A 17335-nucleotide genomic window follows, 5' to 3' on the forward strand; every position below is an offset into this window, starting at 1 on the left:
ATATCGGGCATATGCAAATCCCATACAATGCCGCGCGTCTTTTCAAGAGGCGCAAAAGACGATGCGATAGGCGACGGATCGCGTCGGTTCCGCACTTTATAATGCAATGCAGCATGATATAAAGACGGCATTGGGGAGGAGGATTGAATGCAGGATAACAGACCACTTTGGGTACCTTCGGACGCCGCCGTTGCCAGAAGCCCGATCCATGCCTTCATCGAGCGCTGCAATGCCGATTTCGGGCTTTCTCTTTCGGGCTTTGAGGATCTGCATGCATGGTCGGTGGCCGAGCGGGAGAATTTCTGGTCGACCGTCTGGGATTTCTGCGGCGTGAAGGGAGAACGCGGCGCAGAGGTGCTTGCCAATGGCGACCGCATGCTGGAGGCCCGCTTCTTTCCCGATGCGACGCTGAACTTCGCCGAAAATCTGTTGTCGGGCCGCGGTGAAGGCGAGGCCATCATCTTCCGCGGCGAGGACAAGGCTGAGGATCGCTGGTCGTGGGACCGGCTGCGCGCGCTGGTCTCGAGGCTGCAGCAGGCCTTCGCGGCCCGCGGCATCGGTAAGGGCGACCGCATCGCCGCGATGATGCCGAACATGCCCGAGACCGTCGCCGCCATGCTCGCTGCCGCCTCGATCGGCGCCATATGGTCGTCCTGCTCTCCCGATTTCGGCGAGCAGGGCGTGCTCGACCGCTTCGGCCAGATCGGCCCCAAGCTCTTCATCGCCTGCGATGCCTATTGGTATTCCGGCAAGCTGCAGGATGTCGGCGCCAAGGTCGCCACGGTTGCCAAAAGCCTGGATGTCCCGACGGTCATCGTCCACTACGCCGGCGATGCGGAGGCGGTGGCGGGCAAGACGCCGGGGGCTTCGACGCTCGAGGCCTTTGTCGCGCCCTATGAGGTGGGGGAGGTCGAGTTTACGCCGCTTGCCTTCGCGCATCCGCTCTACATCCTGTTTTCTTCAGGCACGACAGGCGTGCCGAAATGCATCGTGCATTCGGCCGGCGGCACGCTGCTGCAGCACCTCAAGGAGCAGCGGCTGCATTGCGGCCTGGAGGCGGGGGAGAAGCTGTTCTACTTCACCACCTGCGGCTGGATGATGTGGAACTGGCTGGTCAGTGGCCTTGCCAGCGGCGCAACGCTCTGCCTGTTCGACGGCTCGCCCTTCGCGCCCGATGGCAACGTGCTGTTCGACTATGCCGAGGCCGAAAAATTCGCGATCTTCGGCACCTCGGCGAAATATATCGATGCGGTGCGCAAGGGCGGGCTGACGCCGCGCGCAAGCCACGATCTCTCCAGCCTGCGGCTGATGACCTCCACCGGCTCGCCGCTCTCGCCTGAGGGGTTCACCTTCGTCTATGAGGGCATCAAGGCGGATGTCCAGCTCGCCTCGATTTCTGGCGGCACCGACATCGTCTCCTGCTTCGTGCTCGGCAATCCGCTGCAGCCGGTCTGGCGCGGCGAGATCCAGGGGGCCGGCCTCGGTCTTGCAGTCGATGTCTGGAACGATGACGGCAAGCCGGTGCGCGGGGAGAAGGGTGAACTCGTCTGCACCAAGGCCTTCCCTTCGATGCCGGTGATGTTCTGGAACGATCCCGATGGCGCCAAGTATCGCGCCGCCTATTTTGACCGGTTCGACAATGTCTGGTGCCACGGCGATTTCGCCGAATGGACGGAGCATGGCGGCCTGATCATCCACGGCCGTTCGGATGCGACGCTCAATCCCGGCGGCGTGCGCATCGGCACGGCCGAGATCTACAATCAGGTGGAGCAGATGGAGGAGGTGGCCGAGGCGCTGTGCATCGGCCAGGAGTGGGATGACGACGTGCGCGTCATCCTCTTCGTGCGCCTTGCTTCCGGTGTGACGCTGACCGAGGATCTCGTCAAGGCGATCAAGACGCGGGTCCGCACCGGCGCCTCGCCGCGGCATGTGCCGGCAAAGATCATCGCGGTTGCCGATATTCCCCGCACCAAATCCGGCAAGATCGTCGAACTTGCTGTGCGCGAGGTCGTGCACAACAGGCCGGTCAAAAACCAGGAAGCGCTCGCCAATCCCGAGGCGCTGCGGCTCTTCGCCGGTTTGAGCGAACTGAAGGATTGATGGCGATCGCAAGCTACAAGCTTTCACCCTCCATCAATCGCCTGTCATGGAAACCTTTCGTTAAGAAAGGTTTGTCAAATGTAAAGCTAACTTAGGGGTCGCACATGAACGAGGCGGCCTGAAGCCCCAGGGCTTACAACAACATGACGTTGATCGACTGAGCTCTTGTTGAACAGCACCAATTTTCAAGGCAGCCTCCGGGCTGCCTTTTCTTTGTGGTGATCGCTTTCCTTTTGCGCTGATCAGCCGGCCAGCACCCGCTGCGACGGGAAGGTGATCTCGACGAGGGTGCCCTCGTTCGGCGCCGAATTGATCGAGAACACCGCCCGGTTGGCATCGACCATCGCCTTGGTCAGCGGCAGGCCGAGCCCGGTGCCGTCGCCGCGGTGGCGCGACTGGGTCGAGGAGACCTGCCGGAACGGCTTCATCGCCTGGTCGAGTTCACTGCGCGTCATGCCGATGCCGGTATCGCGGACCCTCAAGACAACGCTGCCATTGGCCTCGTAGGCGGTGGAAACGACGATCTGCCCGCCCGACGGGGTGAAGCGGATGGCGTTCGACAGGATGTTGAGCGCGATCTGCTTGATCGAGCGCAGATCCGCCACGACTTCGGGCACCGCATGCGACAGCGCCGTGCGGATGATGACGCGCTGGCCGTTCGCCTGCGGCTGCACCAGCGCCACGGCTTCGGAAACCGCCTCGTTGAGGCCGACGGCGGCAAAATCGAGGTCCATCTCGCCCGCCTCGATCTTCGAAATGTCGAGCAGATCGTTGACGATATCGAGGACGTGCCGGCCGGAGCGGCCGATGTCGTTGGCATATTCGATATAACGGGGATGGCCGATCGGTCCGAAGCGCTCGCCCGCCATCATATCGGAAAAGCCGATAATCGCATTGAGCGGCGTGCGGATCTCGTGGCTGACGCGGGCGAGGAAATCGGTCTTGTGGGCGTTGGCGGTTTCGGCCGCACCCTTGGCGTTGCGCAACTCGTCTTCGGTGCGCTTCCACTGGGTGATATCGCGGATGACGGCGCAGTAGCCATTGGAGGAGGTGAGCTGGCCCATGGTCATGAACAGCGGCACGAAGCCGCCGGCCGCCTCGCGGCCGATCACTTCGCGTCCGTCGTTCAGCACGCTGGCCACACCATGGCCGGAGAGGCCGTTCAGATAGTCGAGGACCGCCTTCTGGCTCTCATGGGCAAACAGCATGACGAAGGGTTTGCCGCGCGTCTCCTGCTCGTCGTAATTGAAAAGCGCGCTCGCCGACCGGTTCATCGAGCGGATGTCGCCCTCCGTGCCGATGACGACGACGCCGTCGGTCGCCGTTTCCAGGATCGAGCGCAATTCCTCCACTTCGACCTGAAGCTTGGCGACCTTCTCGACCATCCGCTCGGGACGGGCTTCGAAACGGCCCTCGGAGCGGCTTGCTTCACTGCGGCTGTCATCCTTGCCTTCGACCGGCATCAGCGCCAGCATCAACGCGTTGGCATCTTCCCAGCGCACCGATTGCAGCCGGGCGGTCACCGGCGCCAGCGTGTCATCGGCCTTGACCAGCATCATGGTGCTGGAGCCGGCCGCCTTCTCCTCGAGTTCGCGGCGCTGCAGCAGGGCTTCGATGCCGCCCACCTCGCGCAATGCGTCGAGCGAAGCATAGCCCGTCAGCCGCATGAATTCCGGATTGGCATGGATCAGCGCATCGCCGATATGGATGAGCACGGCGACAGGCAGTTGGTCGACCGTTCCCACCGAAAGCCCGTCGGTCATCTTGACGCGCGGCGGGATGAAGCTTGTGAGAACCTCGATCTGGCTGACCGTCTCCTCAAGTCCTTCCGTCGCCTCGTCTTCGGCGATAACAGCCGGCTCCTCGGCGACGACGTCGTCTTCGCGCTCGGCCTCGACGGCATTCTCGAAGATCGCCTCTTGCGGCGCGATTTCCTCGGGCGAGGCGATGTCAGCCTTGTCGCCGGGAGTTTCGGCCTCGGACTCTTCATGTCCAGAGGCCCCTTCGAAGCTCGCCATTTCCGCGACGGCGGATTCCACCGCCGCCGTCACGGTAGGTGCCGCCGACGCCGGGGCTGCGGGTTCCATCGGCGCTGGAGCGGCGGGCTCTTCCTTGCGCGTGCCGAAGGCTTCCAGGCGCTTGGCAATCTCGCGGAAATTCGCCTGTTCGGCGGCCGTCAGCCCGGCGCTGGTATTGTGGAGCTGAACGATCTTGTCGGAGAAACGGCGATTGGGCGTCTCGGCAATGCGAAGCGCCGGCGGCTCGTCCGAAAGATCCGCTGCCGGCCCGGCGGCAGGTGCTTCGTCGGCGCCCGTCGCCTGTTCTTCTACTGTATTCTCCGGCGCTGACGTCTCGGCGATCGCCTCTTCGGCCGTGATCTCTTCCGATCCCGTCTCTTCGGTCTCCGGTTCGGCTGCCACAAACGCCTGGTCGCCGATCTCTTCCGACACGATGGTTTCGGCCGGGACCTCCTGGGACGCGGCTTCCGCTTCATCGGCCACCGGGCCGAGGCTCGCGGCATCATGGCCGATACCATCAGGGCCAAGCGTCAGGCCGAGCGCCAGCGGATCTTCCTGCGCGTCCGAAAGCCGGACGACGCCGAAGCCGCGGAAGCCGTCGAAGTCGCGGTTGCGGGTATAGGTCGGCAGTGCTGCCAGATCGACCGGAACGACGAGGCTGGTGCCTTCGACCGGCCAGAGGATCGTCTTGCCCGACCATGTGTCGCGGCGGGCGAGCGCCTCGGAAAGCTTGCCGTCAGGATCGAGGTTGAAAAGGGCGGCGACATCGCCGAAGGCCGAACCGATGATGTGGGACGCATGTGGACCGACGGCCTCGGCAAATTCGTGGCTGACCTCGGTGAAGCAGCCATCGGCGTCGATCTTCCAGACGAAGCGCGTGGCGCGGCTATTCGGCCTGAAGACGAAGCCGGGCTCAGCCGCAAGCTCAGGAGCAGGGGCAGCGTTGGGGACCACAGGCGTTGCGATGGCGGGCTCTTCATGAACCGCTTCCGGCGCATCTTCGATAGGCGTTTCGTGGGTTTCGGCAGACGGCTCCGCCACGGCCGTTTCCACCGTCTCGGTGAAGGAGGCAAGGTCGTCCTCGATGGTCGCGGCAGGCTTATCGGCCTCATCCGCGCTGCTGTCGATCACACCGACGTCACTCTCCAACTCGGCATGTCCGGGGAGACCTGCCTCCTCGACTGCCTCGTCTGCGGATGCCGCTGCTGTCTCGGCCGGCTGTTCGTTTTCGCCGGTGATGTCCTCGAGCGTCTCCTCGACCTCTTCGATCCCCGAGACCGCGTCGATAATCTCGGTAAAGCCGGTGGCGACGGCAGGCTCGTCCTGAAGCAGTTCGGCGGGCGGCACGCTTTCTTCCTGCGCGGGCGCATCGACCGGGTCGAGCGCGGGGGCATCGATCGGGTCGAGATCGCCGATCGCGGCCTCCACGGCAAAAAGCAGATGGAGCGCCGGCTCGTCGCTGAGCTTGCCGAAGGCGGCCGGAAGATTGCCTCTGGTGGTGGCGACGGGACGCTTCACCAGCCGGTCGGGATGGGCGCCGGCAAGATTGATCAAGGTCTTTGCGGTCTGCTCTGATATGCCGAGCGACGCAAAGCCCGGCGAAGCGGCGATGACTTCGCCATTGGCGCCGATCACCGCCATATGCGTATCGGGATCATCAAGCCCTTGCAGCATCTGCGCCGCCGAGGCGCCGGCCGCCAATGGCTTGGCCGAGACCGGCACCGAAAACAGGATGGCCTTTTCGCCTGAGGAGAGCCGGATCAGTTCGGCCGCCGCCTGCACTTGGGCGCGCTGGAAGCCCTTGGCGACGCGGATCATCAGGCTTCTGTTGTCACCGATATCGGAAAGCTGGCGCGCGGCCGTTTCCAGCTGGCGGAAGGTAATGTCGCCCCGGTCGACGCCCTGGTCGAGCAGGTCATAGACCGCCGAATGGCCGAAAAGCTCCGCACCTGCGCCGTTTGCCCAGAGCAGGCGGGCAAGATCGGCCGAAAACAGCACCATCGCCTCGCCGCGTGAAAAGCGTTCCCGCACCCGTGCATGCACGGCGATATCGATGAACGGATATTGGACTGCGGGCATGTTCGAACCTTGTCGCTGTCGGCCTTCTTAAATTAACGGCTTATTAATAACTGCGGGTGGCATGCCGGTCCAGAAGAGCAGGGTGTTTTCGGCCGGAAAGGTTAACGTCTTGTGCATCGCACAATAATTGTTGCAATGCACAATGATATGTCTTATATAAGCATCATCCCAACTATCGAAGGCAGCGACTGCCTCAGCCCAAAGGATGCGACCCATGGCTACCATAAAGACCGATGACGTTTTTTCAATTGCTTCTTTCGACCCGTCCAAGTTCGCCGAATCCTTCCGTGATTTCGCCGAAAAGGGCGCCCAGCAGTCGAAGGATGCCTATGCCAAGCTGAAGACCGCTGGCGAGGAAGCCGGCAAGACGCTCGAAGCCACCGTCCAGACGGCTCAGGCCGGCAGCGTTGAGATCGGCCTGAAGGCGATCGACATCCTGCGCGTCAATTCCGAGAACTCGCTGTCGCACTTCGAAGCGCTGCTCGGCGTCAAGTCCGCCGCCGAATTCTTCGAACTGCAGACCTCCTTCATCCGCAAGCAGGCCGAACTCACTGTCGAGCAGGCGAAGTCGATCCAGGAAACCACCAAGCAGGTGGCCGAAAAGCTCGCAAAGCCTTCCAAGGACGCCGCCGAAAAGGCCATGGCTTCCTTCAAGGTCGCCTGATCGGTCTTTTACCGATCGCAGACAAAAGGCTGGACCTCGCGTCCAGCCTTTTTGTATATTGACGAGGAAGGGGGCTTGAATTCATCGCCAAGTCCTCGTATGTGACCCCCGTCGCGCCAAGCGTGATTTATGCGGTTGTAGCTCAGTTGGTTAGAGCGCAGGTTTGTGGCACCTGAGGTCGGAGGTTCGAGACCCCCCAACCGTACCATTTCTTCCCCCACGATCAGAATGAAAACCCGGTTCCCGCCGTTTCGATGGAACCCATGCCGGCCCGCGCCGTTCTCCAGCTAACGGGAGATACGCATGTCGAAAACCCTTCTCTACGGTGCGACCAAGGTCGATCAGACCAACAGCGCCTATGCGCCGGTCGAAAGCCTTGCTGCGTTCCAGTGGAAGAACCGCGTTTTCGTTGTTTTCGCCGACAGGGACAATGCCCGCGCCGCCCGCCAGGAGAACCAGCTGCTGGCCGATCGCTCGGCCCTCGATGAGCGTGACCTGGTGGTGCTGAAGATATCAGGCGCCGGCGTTCGGCCGCTCTTCGGTGCCCCCGATGGTCTCGACGGCGAAGCGATCCGCCGCGATCTCCAGGCGCCCGATGTGGGCGAGTTCGCGGCCTTTCTTGTTGGCAAGGACGGCACTGTCAAGCTGAAGGCCAGCGAGCCGATCACCGATGGCGAGCTCTTCGCCATCATCGACAGCATGCCGATGCGCGCTGCCGAATCGCTGAAGCCGGACAAATAGTCCCGAACATCGCGTCAAACCAAGATCATGAAAGGGAGGCGGTCATGTCCGTGCCCAACGAACCCATTCCCGACCAGCCGCCGATGCCGGCACCCGGCTGGAAGCCGGTGCCTCCGATCACGGAACCGGAGCCGGACAGGCTGCCCGACGAGGCGCCGGTTCCGAACCCGGACGAGAACGACGAGCCGGCAAAGCACGTGCGGGACGTTTAAAGAAAAATATGGCGCTCGGCGCTGACGAGTTCCTGCAGGAAATCGGCAACGCTCCTGACGCGCACGAGATCGCGCGCCGTTTCGTGATAGGTCGTCCAGTAGGCCCGCCGGATCGAAATTTCAGGCAGGATGCGCTGGAGCTCCGGATACTGCCGGGCGATATAATCGTGCAGAATGCCGATGCCGGCGCCTGATCGCACCGCCTCCGTCTGCCCGATCGCCGTCGATATCTCGAAGCTCGCATCCCAGCTGCGCATCACCTCGCCGGAGAAATTCAGCGAGGCGGTGAAGATCAGGTCTTCGACATAGCCGATGCGCGGATGCGCCTTCAGCGCCTCGATATCGCCGGGCGTGCCCTGGGCGGCGAGGTAGTCGCGTGAGGCATAGAGGCCGAGCGTGTAGTCGGTGAGTTTGGAAGAGACGAGCCGGCCTTGTACCGGCCGCTCCAGCGTGATGGCGATATCGGCCTCGCGCTGCGACAGCGAGAAAGAGCGCGGCACGGGTACGAGCTGGATCTTCAGTTCCGGATGGCGCTCGATCAGTCTGCCTATGCGCGGCGCCAGGAAGGATACACCGAACCCATCGGGCGCGCCGACGCGCACGGTCCCGGCAATAGCCGTATCGGTGTGGCCGAGGCTGGCCTGTACTGCGAGCATTTCGGTTTCCATCCGCTCTGCGGATGCCAGGAACACTTCGCCTTCGGCCGTCAGCTCGCAGCCATTCGTGCGGCGGATGAAAAGCCGTGTCTTCAGCGCCTCTTCCAGCGACGTCAGCCGGCGCGAGAGCGTGGCGTGATTGAGCCCCAGCCGCTTCGAGGCGGCAAGGATCTGCCCGGTGCGGGCGACGGCCAGGAAAATACGCACATCGTCCCAGTTCATGGCTTGGCACGCATGGCGATCGGATCGACCTCGATCAGCGCCAGCGATCTCACCATGCCCGCCGTCTGGTTCTTGTATTTCAGGAAATGCGGTGCCTGCAGATGGGCCTCATATGCCGCCTGGTCGGTGTAGACCTCCAGAATACGGATGCGGTTTGGGTGGTCCCTGATGGAAACGGCGCAGAGGGAAAGGACGCCGTCTTCCAACGCCACCGATGCCTCGATTTCCTCTGCGAGCAATGCGCTATAGGTTTCCAGCGTCTCCGGAGCGATCTCCAGCTCCGCCATTCTGACGACGGGTTTCCGGCTCAACGGTTTGACCTCCCCTTGGGATTTGACTTGTCGACGTGCCGTGCCAAGTTTGTAAGCAGCAGGCCCGATGCAACGACAGGACTACAATCTACGCACAACAGTTCCTTATATCAGCGCATTGATTTGTGCAAATTGAAGTGCGATTGTCGGTCATCCAAAAACAGGAGGAACACCCATGCATGAGATCGGTCATTTCATCGGCGGCAAGCATGTTGCCGGCACCAGCGGCCGCGTGAGCAACGTCTACAATCCGGCAACTGGCGAAGTGCAGGCGACGGTCGCGCTTGCAAGCGTCGAGGAACTGCGCGCCGCAGTCGAAAACGCCAAGGCCGCGCAGCCGAAATGGGCTGCCACCAATCCGCAGCGCCGCGCCCGCGTCTTCTTCAAGTTCGTCGAACTCCTGAACAAGCACATGGATGAACTTGCCGAATTGATTTCCAAGGAACACGGCAAGACGATCGAGGATGCCAAGGGCGACGTCATCCGCGGCCTCGAAGTCTGCGAATTCGTCTGCGGCATTCCGCATCTCGCCAAGGGTGAATTCACCGAGGGCGCCGGCCCGGCGATCGACATGTATTCGATCCGTCAGCCGGTCGGCATCGGCGCCGGCATCACCCCTTTCAACTTCCCCGGCATGATCCCGATGTGGATGTTTGCGCCGGCGATCGCCTGCGGCAACGCCTTCATCCTGAAGCCTTCCGAGCGTGATCCCTCCCTGCCGATCCGTCTCGCAGAACTGATGATCGAGGCCGGTCTGCCCGCCGGCATTCTCAACGTCGTCAACGGCGACAAGGGTGCCGTCGATGCGATCCTCACCGATCCCGATATCGGCGCCGTCTCTTTCGTCGGCTCGACGCCGATCGCCCGCTACGTCTATGGCACGGCGGCGATGAACGGCAAGCGCGCCCAGTGCTTCGGCGGCGCCAAGAACCACATGATCATCATGCCGGATGCCGATATGGACCAGGCCGTCAACGCGCTGATGGGCGCAGGCTACGGTTCGGCCGGCGAGCGCTGCATGGCGATCTCGGTTGCCGTTCCGGTCGGCGAAGAGACCGCCAACCGCCTCGTCGAGAAGCTGACGCCGAAGATCGAATCGCTGCGCATCGGCCCCTACACCGATGACAAGGCCGACATGGGCCCGCTCGTCACCAAGGATGCCTATAACCGCGTCCGCGGCCTCATCGACCGCGGCATCGAGGAAGGCGCCAAGCTTGTCGTCGACGGCCGCGATTTCAAGCTCCAGGGCTATGAAGACGGCTATTTCGTCGGCGGCTGCCTGTTCGATCATGTCACGCCCGAGATGGACATCTACAAGACCGAGATCTTCGGACCCGTCCTTTCCGTCGTCCGCGCCGCGAACTACGAGGATGCGCTGTCGCTGCCGATGAAGCACGAATATGGCAACGGCGTCGCCATCTACACCCGCGACGGTGATGCCGCCCGCGATTTCGCCTCGCGCATCAATATCGGCATGATCGGCATCAACGTTCCGATCCCGGTTCCGCTCGCCTATCACTCGTTCGGCGGCTGGAAGGCTTCGAGCTTCGGCGACCTCAACCAGCACGGCACGGATTCGATCAAGTTCTGGACGAAGACCAAGACGGTCACCGCCCGCTGGCCCTCGGGCATCAAGAGCGGCGCCGAGTTCGTCATGCCGACGATGAAGTGATCTTCACGACATTCCCATCTGCAATCTGCAATTCGGGGGCCTTAGGGCCCCCGAACTTTTCGATTCTAAGTTGTTGATTTTCGGCGGCGTTGCTTTCAGATGAACTGCCGGTCATGCGATTCCCGTCATGGGGCCGAATTGACGTCGCGGCAAATGGCCTCATAAGCTGAATGCGAATTTCATATTTTGGAATTGTTCAAAACTAGCAAACCGCCTATATAGGTCTGAACAGGCACGAGTCAGGAGAATGGCATGCGGTTGACGAAGCAGACCAACTATGCGGTTCGCATGTTGATGTATTGTGCTGCCAACGACGGGCACTTGAGCCGGATTCCGGAAATCGCCAAGGCCTATGGTGTTTCCGAGCTCTTTCTTTTCAAGATTCTCCAGCCGCTCAACAAGGCGGGTCTGGTCGAGACCGTGCGCGGTCGCAACGGCGGCGTGCGCTTGGGCAAGCCGGCGGCCGACATCACCCTCTTCGACGTGGTTCGGGTCACGGAAGACAGTTTCGCCATGGCCGAATGCTTCGAGGATGACGGTGAGGTCGAATGCCCGCTGGTCGACAGCTGCGGCCTGAATTCGGCGCTGCGCAAGGCGCTCAACGCCTTCTTCGCCGTGCTTTCGGAATATTCCATCGACGACCTCGTCAAGGCCCGTCCGCAGATCAATTTCCTTCTCGGAATCACCGGTGAGCAGCAATATCGCAAACCCGCGATCGTTGTCCCCGCCGCCTGAACTATCCCTTGTGCGTCCGAAAGGACGCACGGCGCTCTAAGCGCAGATTATGCTTCTGAACCGCGGTTGCTCCAGCAGCCGCGGTTTTTGTTTTTGCGGCGTCTCCCGGTCTCGGAAATGCGGGGGGATGGCGTCCGCGTGTCGCGATGGCGGCGCTTTTATACCAAATGCGACAAAATTCCGGTCTTTTTTGTCCGAAAATTTCCAAATGCGGCTGATTTTTGACTGAAAATTTCTAAAATTGTCCAGCTGGAAAATTTTTCTCCGTAGCCCGTTGCTTTCAGTAGATAAATATCGTTCCATCAACCGTCGATCGTGATGCCATTCTACGATCTCCAAACATCAAAAAAGAACAACCGGGAAACAATACTATGAAAAAGATCTCTGTCCTCCTGGCAGCGACGGCCCTGATTTCCGTCATGGCGACGTCGGCCTGGTCCAAGACCCTTGTCTATTGCTCCGAGGGCTCGCCGGAAGGCTTCGACCCGAGCCTCTACACGGCAGGCACGACCTTCGACGCGTCGTCGCGCACGGTCTACAGCCGTCTCGTCGAATTCAAGCATGGCGGCACCGAGATCGAGCCGGGCCTGGCCGACAGCTGGAGCGTTTCGGCCGACGGCAAGGAATACACCTTCAAGCTGCATCCGGGCGTCAAGTACCAGACCACCGACTTCTTCACGCCGACGCGTGACTTCAATGCTGACGACGTCATCTTCTCGTTCGAGCGCCAGCTCAAGGCTGACAATCCCTGGAACAAGTATGTCGAGGGCGGCTCTTACGAATATGCTGCCGGCATGGGCTTCCCGGAGCTGATCAAGTCGATTGAGAAGGTCGACGACCTCACTGTCAAGTTCACCCTCAACCATCCCGAAGCGCCGTTCCTCGCCGACCTCGCCATGGACTTCGCCTCGATCGTCTCCAAGGAATACGCCGACAAGCTTGCCGCCGACGGCAAAATGGCGCAGATGAACCAGCAGCCGCTCGGCACCGGTCCGTTCACCTTCGTCGCCTACCAGCCGGATGCCGTCATCCGCTACAAGGCCAACGAGACCTATTTCAAGGGCAAGGAAAAGATCGACGATCTGGTTTTCGCCATCACTTCTGACGCCGCCGTCCGCGCGCAGAAGCTGAAAGCCGGTGAATGCCACCTCATTCCTTATCCGAATGCGGCTGACGTCGCCGAACTCAAGAAGGACGAGAACCTGACCGTGCTCGAGCAGGCCGGCCTGAACGTTTCGTATCTCGCCTACAACACCTTGATTGCTCCATTCGACAAGGCCGAAGTCCGCAAGGCGCTGAACATGGCGATCAACAAGCAGGCGATCGTCGATGCCGTCTTCCAGGGTGCCGCGGCCGTTGCCAAGAACCCGATCCCGCCGACGATGTGGTCCTATAACGATGCCGTCGTAGACGACAAGTACGATCCCGATGCGTCGAAGAAGATGCTGGCAGATGCCGGCGTCAAGGATCTGAAGATGAAGATCTGGGCAATGCCGGTTTCGCGTCCGTACATGTTGAACGCGCGTCGCGCCGCCGAATTGATGCAGGCCGACTTGGCCAAGGTCGGCGTCGATGCGGAAATCGTCACCCATGAATGGGCCGAATATCTGAAGCTCTCGTCCGACAAGAATCGCGACGGTGCCGTCATCCTCGGCTGGACCGGCGACAACGGCGATCCCGACAACTTCATGGATACGTTGCTTGGCTGCGACGCTGTCGGCGGCAACAACCGCGCGCAGTGGTGCAACAAGGAGTTCGACGATCTGATGACGAAGGCCAAGCAGACGGCCGACGTCGCCGAGCGCACCAAGGCTTATGAGCAGGCTCAGCTGATCTTCAAGAAGGAAGCTCCCTGGAATACGCTCGACCACTCGTTGGTCTTCGTTCCGATGAGCAAGAAGGTCTCGGGCTTCTTCATGGATCCGCTCGGCATCCACCGTTTCGACGGCGTGGACATTTCCGAATAATAAAAAATCTGTAAACTACCCGGTCAACGCCGGGTGCGGCCGGCGGTCAGGTTGCCCTGACCGCCGGAAACTATTGGAAAACCTGCTATGTTGCGTTTTTTCATCGGCCGCCTCGCGGTGCTGATCCCGACGTTTCTCGGCGTTTCACTCATTGCCTTCTCGTTCATCCGCCTGCTTCCGGGCGATCCGGTCATGCTTCTGTCGGGTGAACGTGTCATGGCGCCGGAACGTCACGCCCAGATCATGCACGATCTCGGCTTCGACCGGCCCATATATGTGCAGTATTTCGATTATCTCGTAAAAGTGCTGCACGGCGATCTCGGCACCTCGATCGTCACCAAGCGCCCCGTTCTCGGCGAGTTCCTGACGTTGTTCCCGGCAACAGTCGAGCTTTCCTTCTGCGCCATCATTCTCGCGGTCTGTCTTGGGGTGCCTGCCGGCGTCTTTGCGGCCGTTAAGCGAGGCACGTGGTTCGATCAGAGCGTGATGGGTGTCGCCCTCGTCGGCTATTCCATGCCGATTTTTTGGTGGGGCATCATGCTCATCATCTTCTTTTCGGGGTATCTTAACTGGACGCCGGTTTCCGGCCGCATATCCTTCATGTACTTTTTCAAGCCGGTGACCGGCTTCATGCTCATCGACAGCCTGCTGTCCGGGCAAAAGGGGGCTTTCGCCTCAGCTGCGAGCCACCTCATCCTGCCGACCATCGTGCTAGCGACCATCCCGCTCGCCGTCATCGCGCGTCAGACCCGGTCGGCGATGCTTGAGGTGTTGGGCGAGGACTATGTTCGTACCGCCCGTTCAAAAGGATTGAAGCCGCTGCGCGTCGTCGGCGTGCATGCATTGCGAAACTCGATGATACCGGTCGTCACGACGATCGGTCTGCAGATGGGCGTTTTGCTAGCCGGCGCCATTCTCACAGAATCGATCTTTTCCTGGCCGGGCATCGGCAAGTGGATGATCGACGCGGTGTCGAAGCGCGACTACGCAGTGGTCCAGGGTGGCCTTCTCCTGATCGCAGGCGTCATCATGCTGGTCAATCTGATTGTTGATGTCCTCTATGGCTTCATCAATCCACGTATTCGTCACTAGGAGTGGTCCATGAGCACGGTCACCGTCAATACCGGTCAGCCATCCGCTCTTGCGGAGTTCTGGCACTATTTCTCACGCAACAAGGGTGCCGTTATCGGCCTCGCTGTCTTCGTTTTCATCTTGCTGTTGGCAATTTTCGCGCCGCTGGTTTCACCACATATGCCTGACGAACAAAACCGCCAGTTGTTTCTGGCGCCACCGTTCTGGACGGCGGGCGGCAGCGCAACGTATCCGCTTGGGACCGACGCTGTCGGCCGCGACATTCTCTCGCGCTTGATCTATGGCGCACGCTTCTCGCTGTTCATCGGGGTCATCGTGGTCTCGCTTTCGGTTGTGTCAGGCGTATTGATCGGCCTCGCGGCGGGTTTTTTTCGCGGTCACGTCGACACCGTGGTCATGCGTGTGATGGATATTGTGATGGCCTTTCCGTCGCTGCTGCTTGCTCTCGTGCTAGTTGCCATCCTCGGGCCTGGTCTTACCAACGCAATGATTGCAATTTCGATTGTAAACGTGCCGCATTTCGTGCGGCTGACTCGCGCTTCGGTCATGTCTGAACGTGAAAGAGAATATGTGATCGCCTCGCGTGTCGCGGGCGCGGGCACTTTGCGCCTGATGTTCAAGACGATCCTGCCGAACTGTCTGGGCCCGCTGATTGTCCAGGCGACGCTTGCCTTTTCGGCGGCAATCCTCGATGCAGCCGCCCTCGGATTCCTCGGCCAAGGCGCTCAGCCGCCGACACCCGAATGGGGCACGATGCTCGCTGAAGCCCGAGAGTTTATTTCGCGTGCCTGGTGGGTCGTAACTTTCCCGGGTCTTGCCATTCTCATCACCGTTCTCGCCATCAACCTGATGGGCGACGGCCTGCGCGACGCGCTCGATCCCAAACTGAAGAGGTCGTGATGTCGCTCCTCGAGATTGAAAATCTGACTGTCGAATTCCAGACCTCTTCCGGTCTGTTCCGCGCCGTCGACGGCGTGTCGCTTGCCTGCGACAAGGGCGAAATCCTGTCGGTCGTCGGTGAATCCGGCTCGGGCAAATCCGTTGCCATGCTGGCGCTGATGGGGCTTCTGCCCTGGACAGCGAAGATCACCGCCGACCGTCTGCAGTTCGACGGCAAGGATCTGCGCGGCATCTCCGCCCGCCAGCGCCGCAGGATCGTCGGCAAGGATATGGCGATGATCTTCCAGGAGCCGATGTCGAGCCTCAATCCGTGCTTCACGGTCGGCTTCCAGCTCGGTGAGACCCTGCGCTTTCATATGGGCCTCAACCGCAAGGAGCGCCGCCAACGCTCGATCGAGCTCTTGAATCTCGTCGGCATTCCGGCGCCGGAAGACCGCCTGTCGAACTTCCCGCATCAGATGTCCGGCGGCATGAGCCAGCGCGTCATGATCGCAATGGCGCTCGCCTGCAATCCGAAGTTGCTCATCGCCGATGAGCCGACGACCGCGCTCGACGTGACGATCCAGGCCCAGATCCTCGATCTGCTCGTTCGCCTGCAGAAGGAGCAGGGCATGGCGCTGGTGCTGATCACCCACGACATGGGTGTCGTCGCCGAAACCGCCGAGCGCGTGCAGGTGCAATATGCCGGCCAGAAGGTCGAGGAGCAGCCGGTGAGGGCGCTGTTCCGCGATCCGCATCATCCCTATACCGCAGCCCTGCTCGCGGCCCTCCCGGAACGCGCCAAAGTCGGCCAGCGCCTTCCCTCGATCGCCGGTGTCGTGCCCGGTCAGCACGGTCGCCCGACAGGCTGTCTTTTCGCGCCGCGCTGCGGCTTCGCCACGGTCGAATGCGATCGCGGCGTCGTTCGTCAGGGGCCGGAGTTGGGCCTGGCGCTCTGCAACTATCCTTTGAAGGACGGCAAGCCGCTCGGCCATCCGGGCGTGATGGCCGTTGAAACTGCAGGAGACCTCGTATGACGGATGCTGTTCTCGAGGGCAGGGATCTCGCCCGCTTCTACACCGTCAACCGTGGTTTCTTCAAAGCCGACGCCACCGTCAAGGCGCTGAACGGCGTCAGCTTCAGCCTCCATTCCGGCAAGACGCTCGCCGTCGTCGGCGAATCCGGCTGCGGCAAGTCGACGCTCGCCCGCCTGGTCACCATGATCGAGGATCCGACGTCAGGGCAGTTGCTGATCGACGGCAAGCCCGCCAATGTCGGCGACCGCAGCCTGCGCAGCCAGGTGCAGATCGTCTTCCAGAATCCGTACGGCTCGCTCAACCCGCGCCAGAAGGTCGGCTCGATCCTCGAAGAGCCACTGAAGATCAACACCGATCTCAACGCCGCCGCCCGCCGCCGCAAGGTGGAGGAGATGATGGCGCGCGTCGGCCTGCGTTCGGAGCATTATGGCCGTTATCCCCACATGTTCTCAGGCGGCCAGCGTCAGCGCATCGCCATTGCCCGCGCCCTGATGCTGCGGCCGAAGGTGCTGGTGCTCGACGAACCGGTCTCGGCGCTCGATCTGTCGATCCAGGCGCAGGTGCTGAACCTCTTGATGGACCTGCAGAAGGAGATGGGTCTTGCCTATCTCTTCATCTCGCATGGCCTGTCCGTCGTCCATCATATCGCCGACGAGGTGATGGTGATGTATCTCGGCCGCCCGGTCGAAACCGGTCCCGCCGCCGAGGTCTTCGCCAGGCCACGCCATCCCTATACGGCCGCCTTGCTGTCGGCCACGCCGATTGCCGATCCCGACCGCGAGAAGAGCCGCATCCGCCTGCAGGGTGAGCTGCCGTCGCCGTTGAAGCCGCCGTCGGGCTGCCACTTCAATCCGCGCTGCTGGAAGGCGCAGGACCATTGCCGCCAGGTTTCTCCCGAATTAAGGGGAGAGGGCGAACAACAATATGCCTGTCACTTCCCGCTCGATTGA

At 61.4% G+C, this 17335-nt stretch carries 14 protein-coding genes and 1 tRNA gene; 12 read left to right on the plus strand and 3 right to left on the minus strand.

Going from position 1 to position 17335, the window contains the following annotated elements:
* Positions 1-147: 147 nt before the first annotated feature.
* The gene (locus tag EEQ99_RS25200; protein WP_127431249.1) at positions 148-2100 is read left to right on the plus strand and encodes an acetoacetate--CoA ligase; all 1953 of its coding nucleotides are present in this window, start codon (positions 148-150) and stop codon (positions 2098-2100) included.
* Between the two features lie 242 nt (positions 2101-2342).
* Here the strand turns inward: EEQ99_RS25200 and EEQ99_RS25205 are convergent, their stop codons facing one another.
* On the minus strand, positions 2343-6197 hold the full coding sequence (locus EEQ99_RS25205; protein WP_127431250.1) for an ATP-binding protein: 3855 nt from the start codon (positions 6195-6197) through the stop codon (positions 2343-2345).
* 214 nt (positions 6198-6411) lie between these two features.
* On the opposite strand from EEQ99_RS25205, the gene EEQ99_RS25210 reads away from it, so the two are divergent.
* From EEQ99_RS25210 to EEQ99_RS34750, 4 genes are all read left to right on the plus strand, one after another.
* Positions 6412-6861, plus strand: coding sequence for a phasin (locus tag EEQ99_RS25210; RefSeq protein WP_127431251.1), 450 nt, complete (start codon positions 6412-6414; stop codon positions 6859-6861).
* A 131-nt stretch (positions 6862-6992) separates the two neighbouring features.
* Positions 6993-7069: transfer RNA gene (locus tag EEQ99_RS25215), tRNA-His, on the plus strand.
* A gap of 95 nt (positions 7070-7164) precedes the next feature.
* Entirely contained in the window at positions 7165-7602 is a 438-nt protein-coding gene (locus tag EEQ99_RS25220) for a DUF4174 domain-containing protein (RefSeq protein WP_127431252.1), read from the plus strand.
* Between the two features lie 44 nt (positions 7603-7646).
* Positions 7647-7814, plus strand: coding sequence for a hypothetical protein (locus EEQ99_RS34750; RefSeq protein WP_088930367.1), 168 nt, complete (start codon positions 7647-7649; stop codon positions 7812-7814).
* Here the strand turns inward: EEQ99_RS34750 and EEQ99_RS25225 are convergent.
* Positions 7811-8692: a LysR family transcriptional regulator gene (locus EEQ99_RS25225; RefSeq protein ID WP_127431253.1), complete on the minus strand. Its 882-nt coding sequence runs from the start codon at positions 8690-8692 to the stop codon at positions 7811-7813. The genes EEQ99_RS34750 and EEQ99_RS25225 overlap by 4 nt on opposite strands.
* Entirely contained in the window at positions 8689-9003 is a 315-nt protein-coding gene (locus tag EEQ99_RS25230; protein WP_097622982.1) for a putative quinol monooxygenase, read from the minus strand. Before EEQ99_RS25230 ends, EEQ99_RS25225 begins: the two co-directional genes overlap by 4 nt.
* Before the next feature lie 175 nt (positions 9004-9178).
* Here EEQ99_RS25230 and EEQ99_RS25235 point away from each other — a divergent pair, with 175 nt between their 5' ends.
* The 7 genes from EEQ99_RS25235 to EEQ99_RS25265 all read left to right on the plus strand — a co-directional run bounded on the left by EEQ99_RS25235 (position 9179) and on the right by EEQ99_RS25265 (position 17335).
* Positions 9179-10675 carry a CoA-acylating methylmalonate-semialdehyde dehydrogenase gene (locus EEQ99_RS25235; RefSeq protein ID WP_127431254.1) on the plus strand — a complete coding sequence of 499 codons (1497 nt, stop codon included), beginning with the start codon at positions 9179-9181 and terminating at the stop codon, positions 10673-10675.
* A gap of 252 nt (positions 10676-10927) precedes the next feature.
* The gene (gene rirA / locus EEQ99_RS25240; RefSeq protein WP_028758280.1) at positions 10928-11410 is read left to right on the plus strand and encodes an iron-responsive transcriptional regulator RirA; all 483 of its coding nucleotides are present in this window, start codon (positions 10928-10930) and stop codon (positions 11408-11410) included.
* Positions 11411-11781: 371 nt separating this feature from the next.
* Positions 11782-13377, plus strand: coding sequence for an ABC transporter substrate-binding protein (locus tag EEQ99_RS25245; protein WP_047613664.1), 1596 nt, complete (start codon positions 11782-11784; stop codon positions 13375-13377).
* Between the two features lie 87 nt (positions 13378-13464).
* Positions 13465-14469 carry an ABC transporter permease subunit gene (locus EEQ99_RS25250; protein WP_028758278.1) on the plus strand — a complete coding sequence of 335 codons (1005 nt, stop codon included), beginning with the start codon at positions 13465-13467 and terminating at the stop codon, positions 14467-14469.
* A 9-nt stretch (positions 14470-14478) separates the two neighbouring features.
* A complete protein-coding gene (locus tag EEQ99_RS25255) occupies positions 14479-15369 on the plus strand; it encodes an ABC transporter permease subunit (RefSeq protein WP_028758277.1) in 891 nt (296 codons plus the stop codon).
* A complete protein-coding gene (locus EEQ99_RS25260) occupies positions 15369-16385 on the plus strand; it encodes an ABC transporter ATP-binding protein (protein ID WP_063476361.1) in 1017 nt (338 codons plus the stop codon). The genes EEQ99_RS25255 and EEQ99_RS25260 overlap by 1 nt, the downstream gene beginning before the upstream one ends.
* A complete protein-coding gene (locus EEQ99_RS25265; protein WP_047613667.1) occupies positions 16382-17335 on the plus strand; it encodes a peptide ABC transporter ATP-binding protein in 954 nt (317 codons plus the stop codon). Before EEQ99_RS25260 ends, EEQ99_RS25265 begins: the two co-directional genes overlap by 4 nt.

It is taken from the genome of Rhizobium anhuiense, assembly GCF_003985145.1.
Taxonomy (GTDB): domain Bacteria; phylum Pseudomonadota; class Alphaproteobacteria; order Rhizobiales; family Rhizobiaceae; genus Rhizobium; species Rhizobium anhuiense.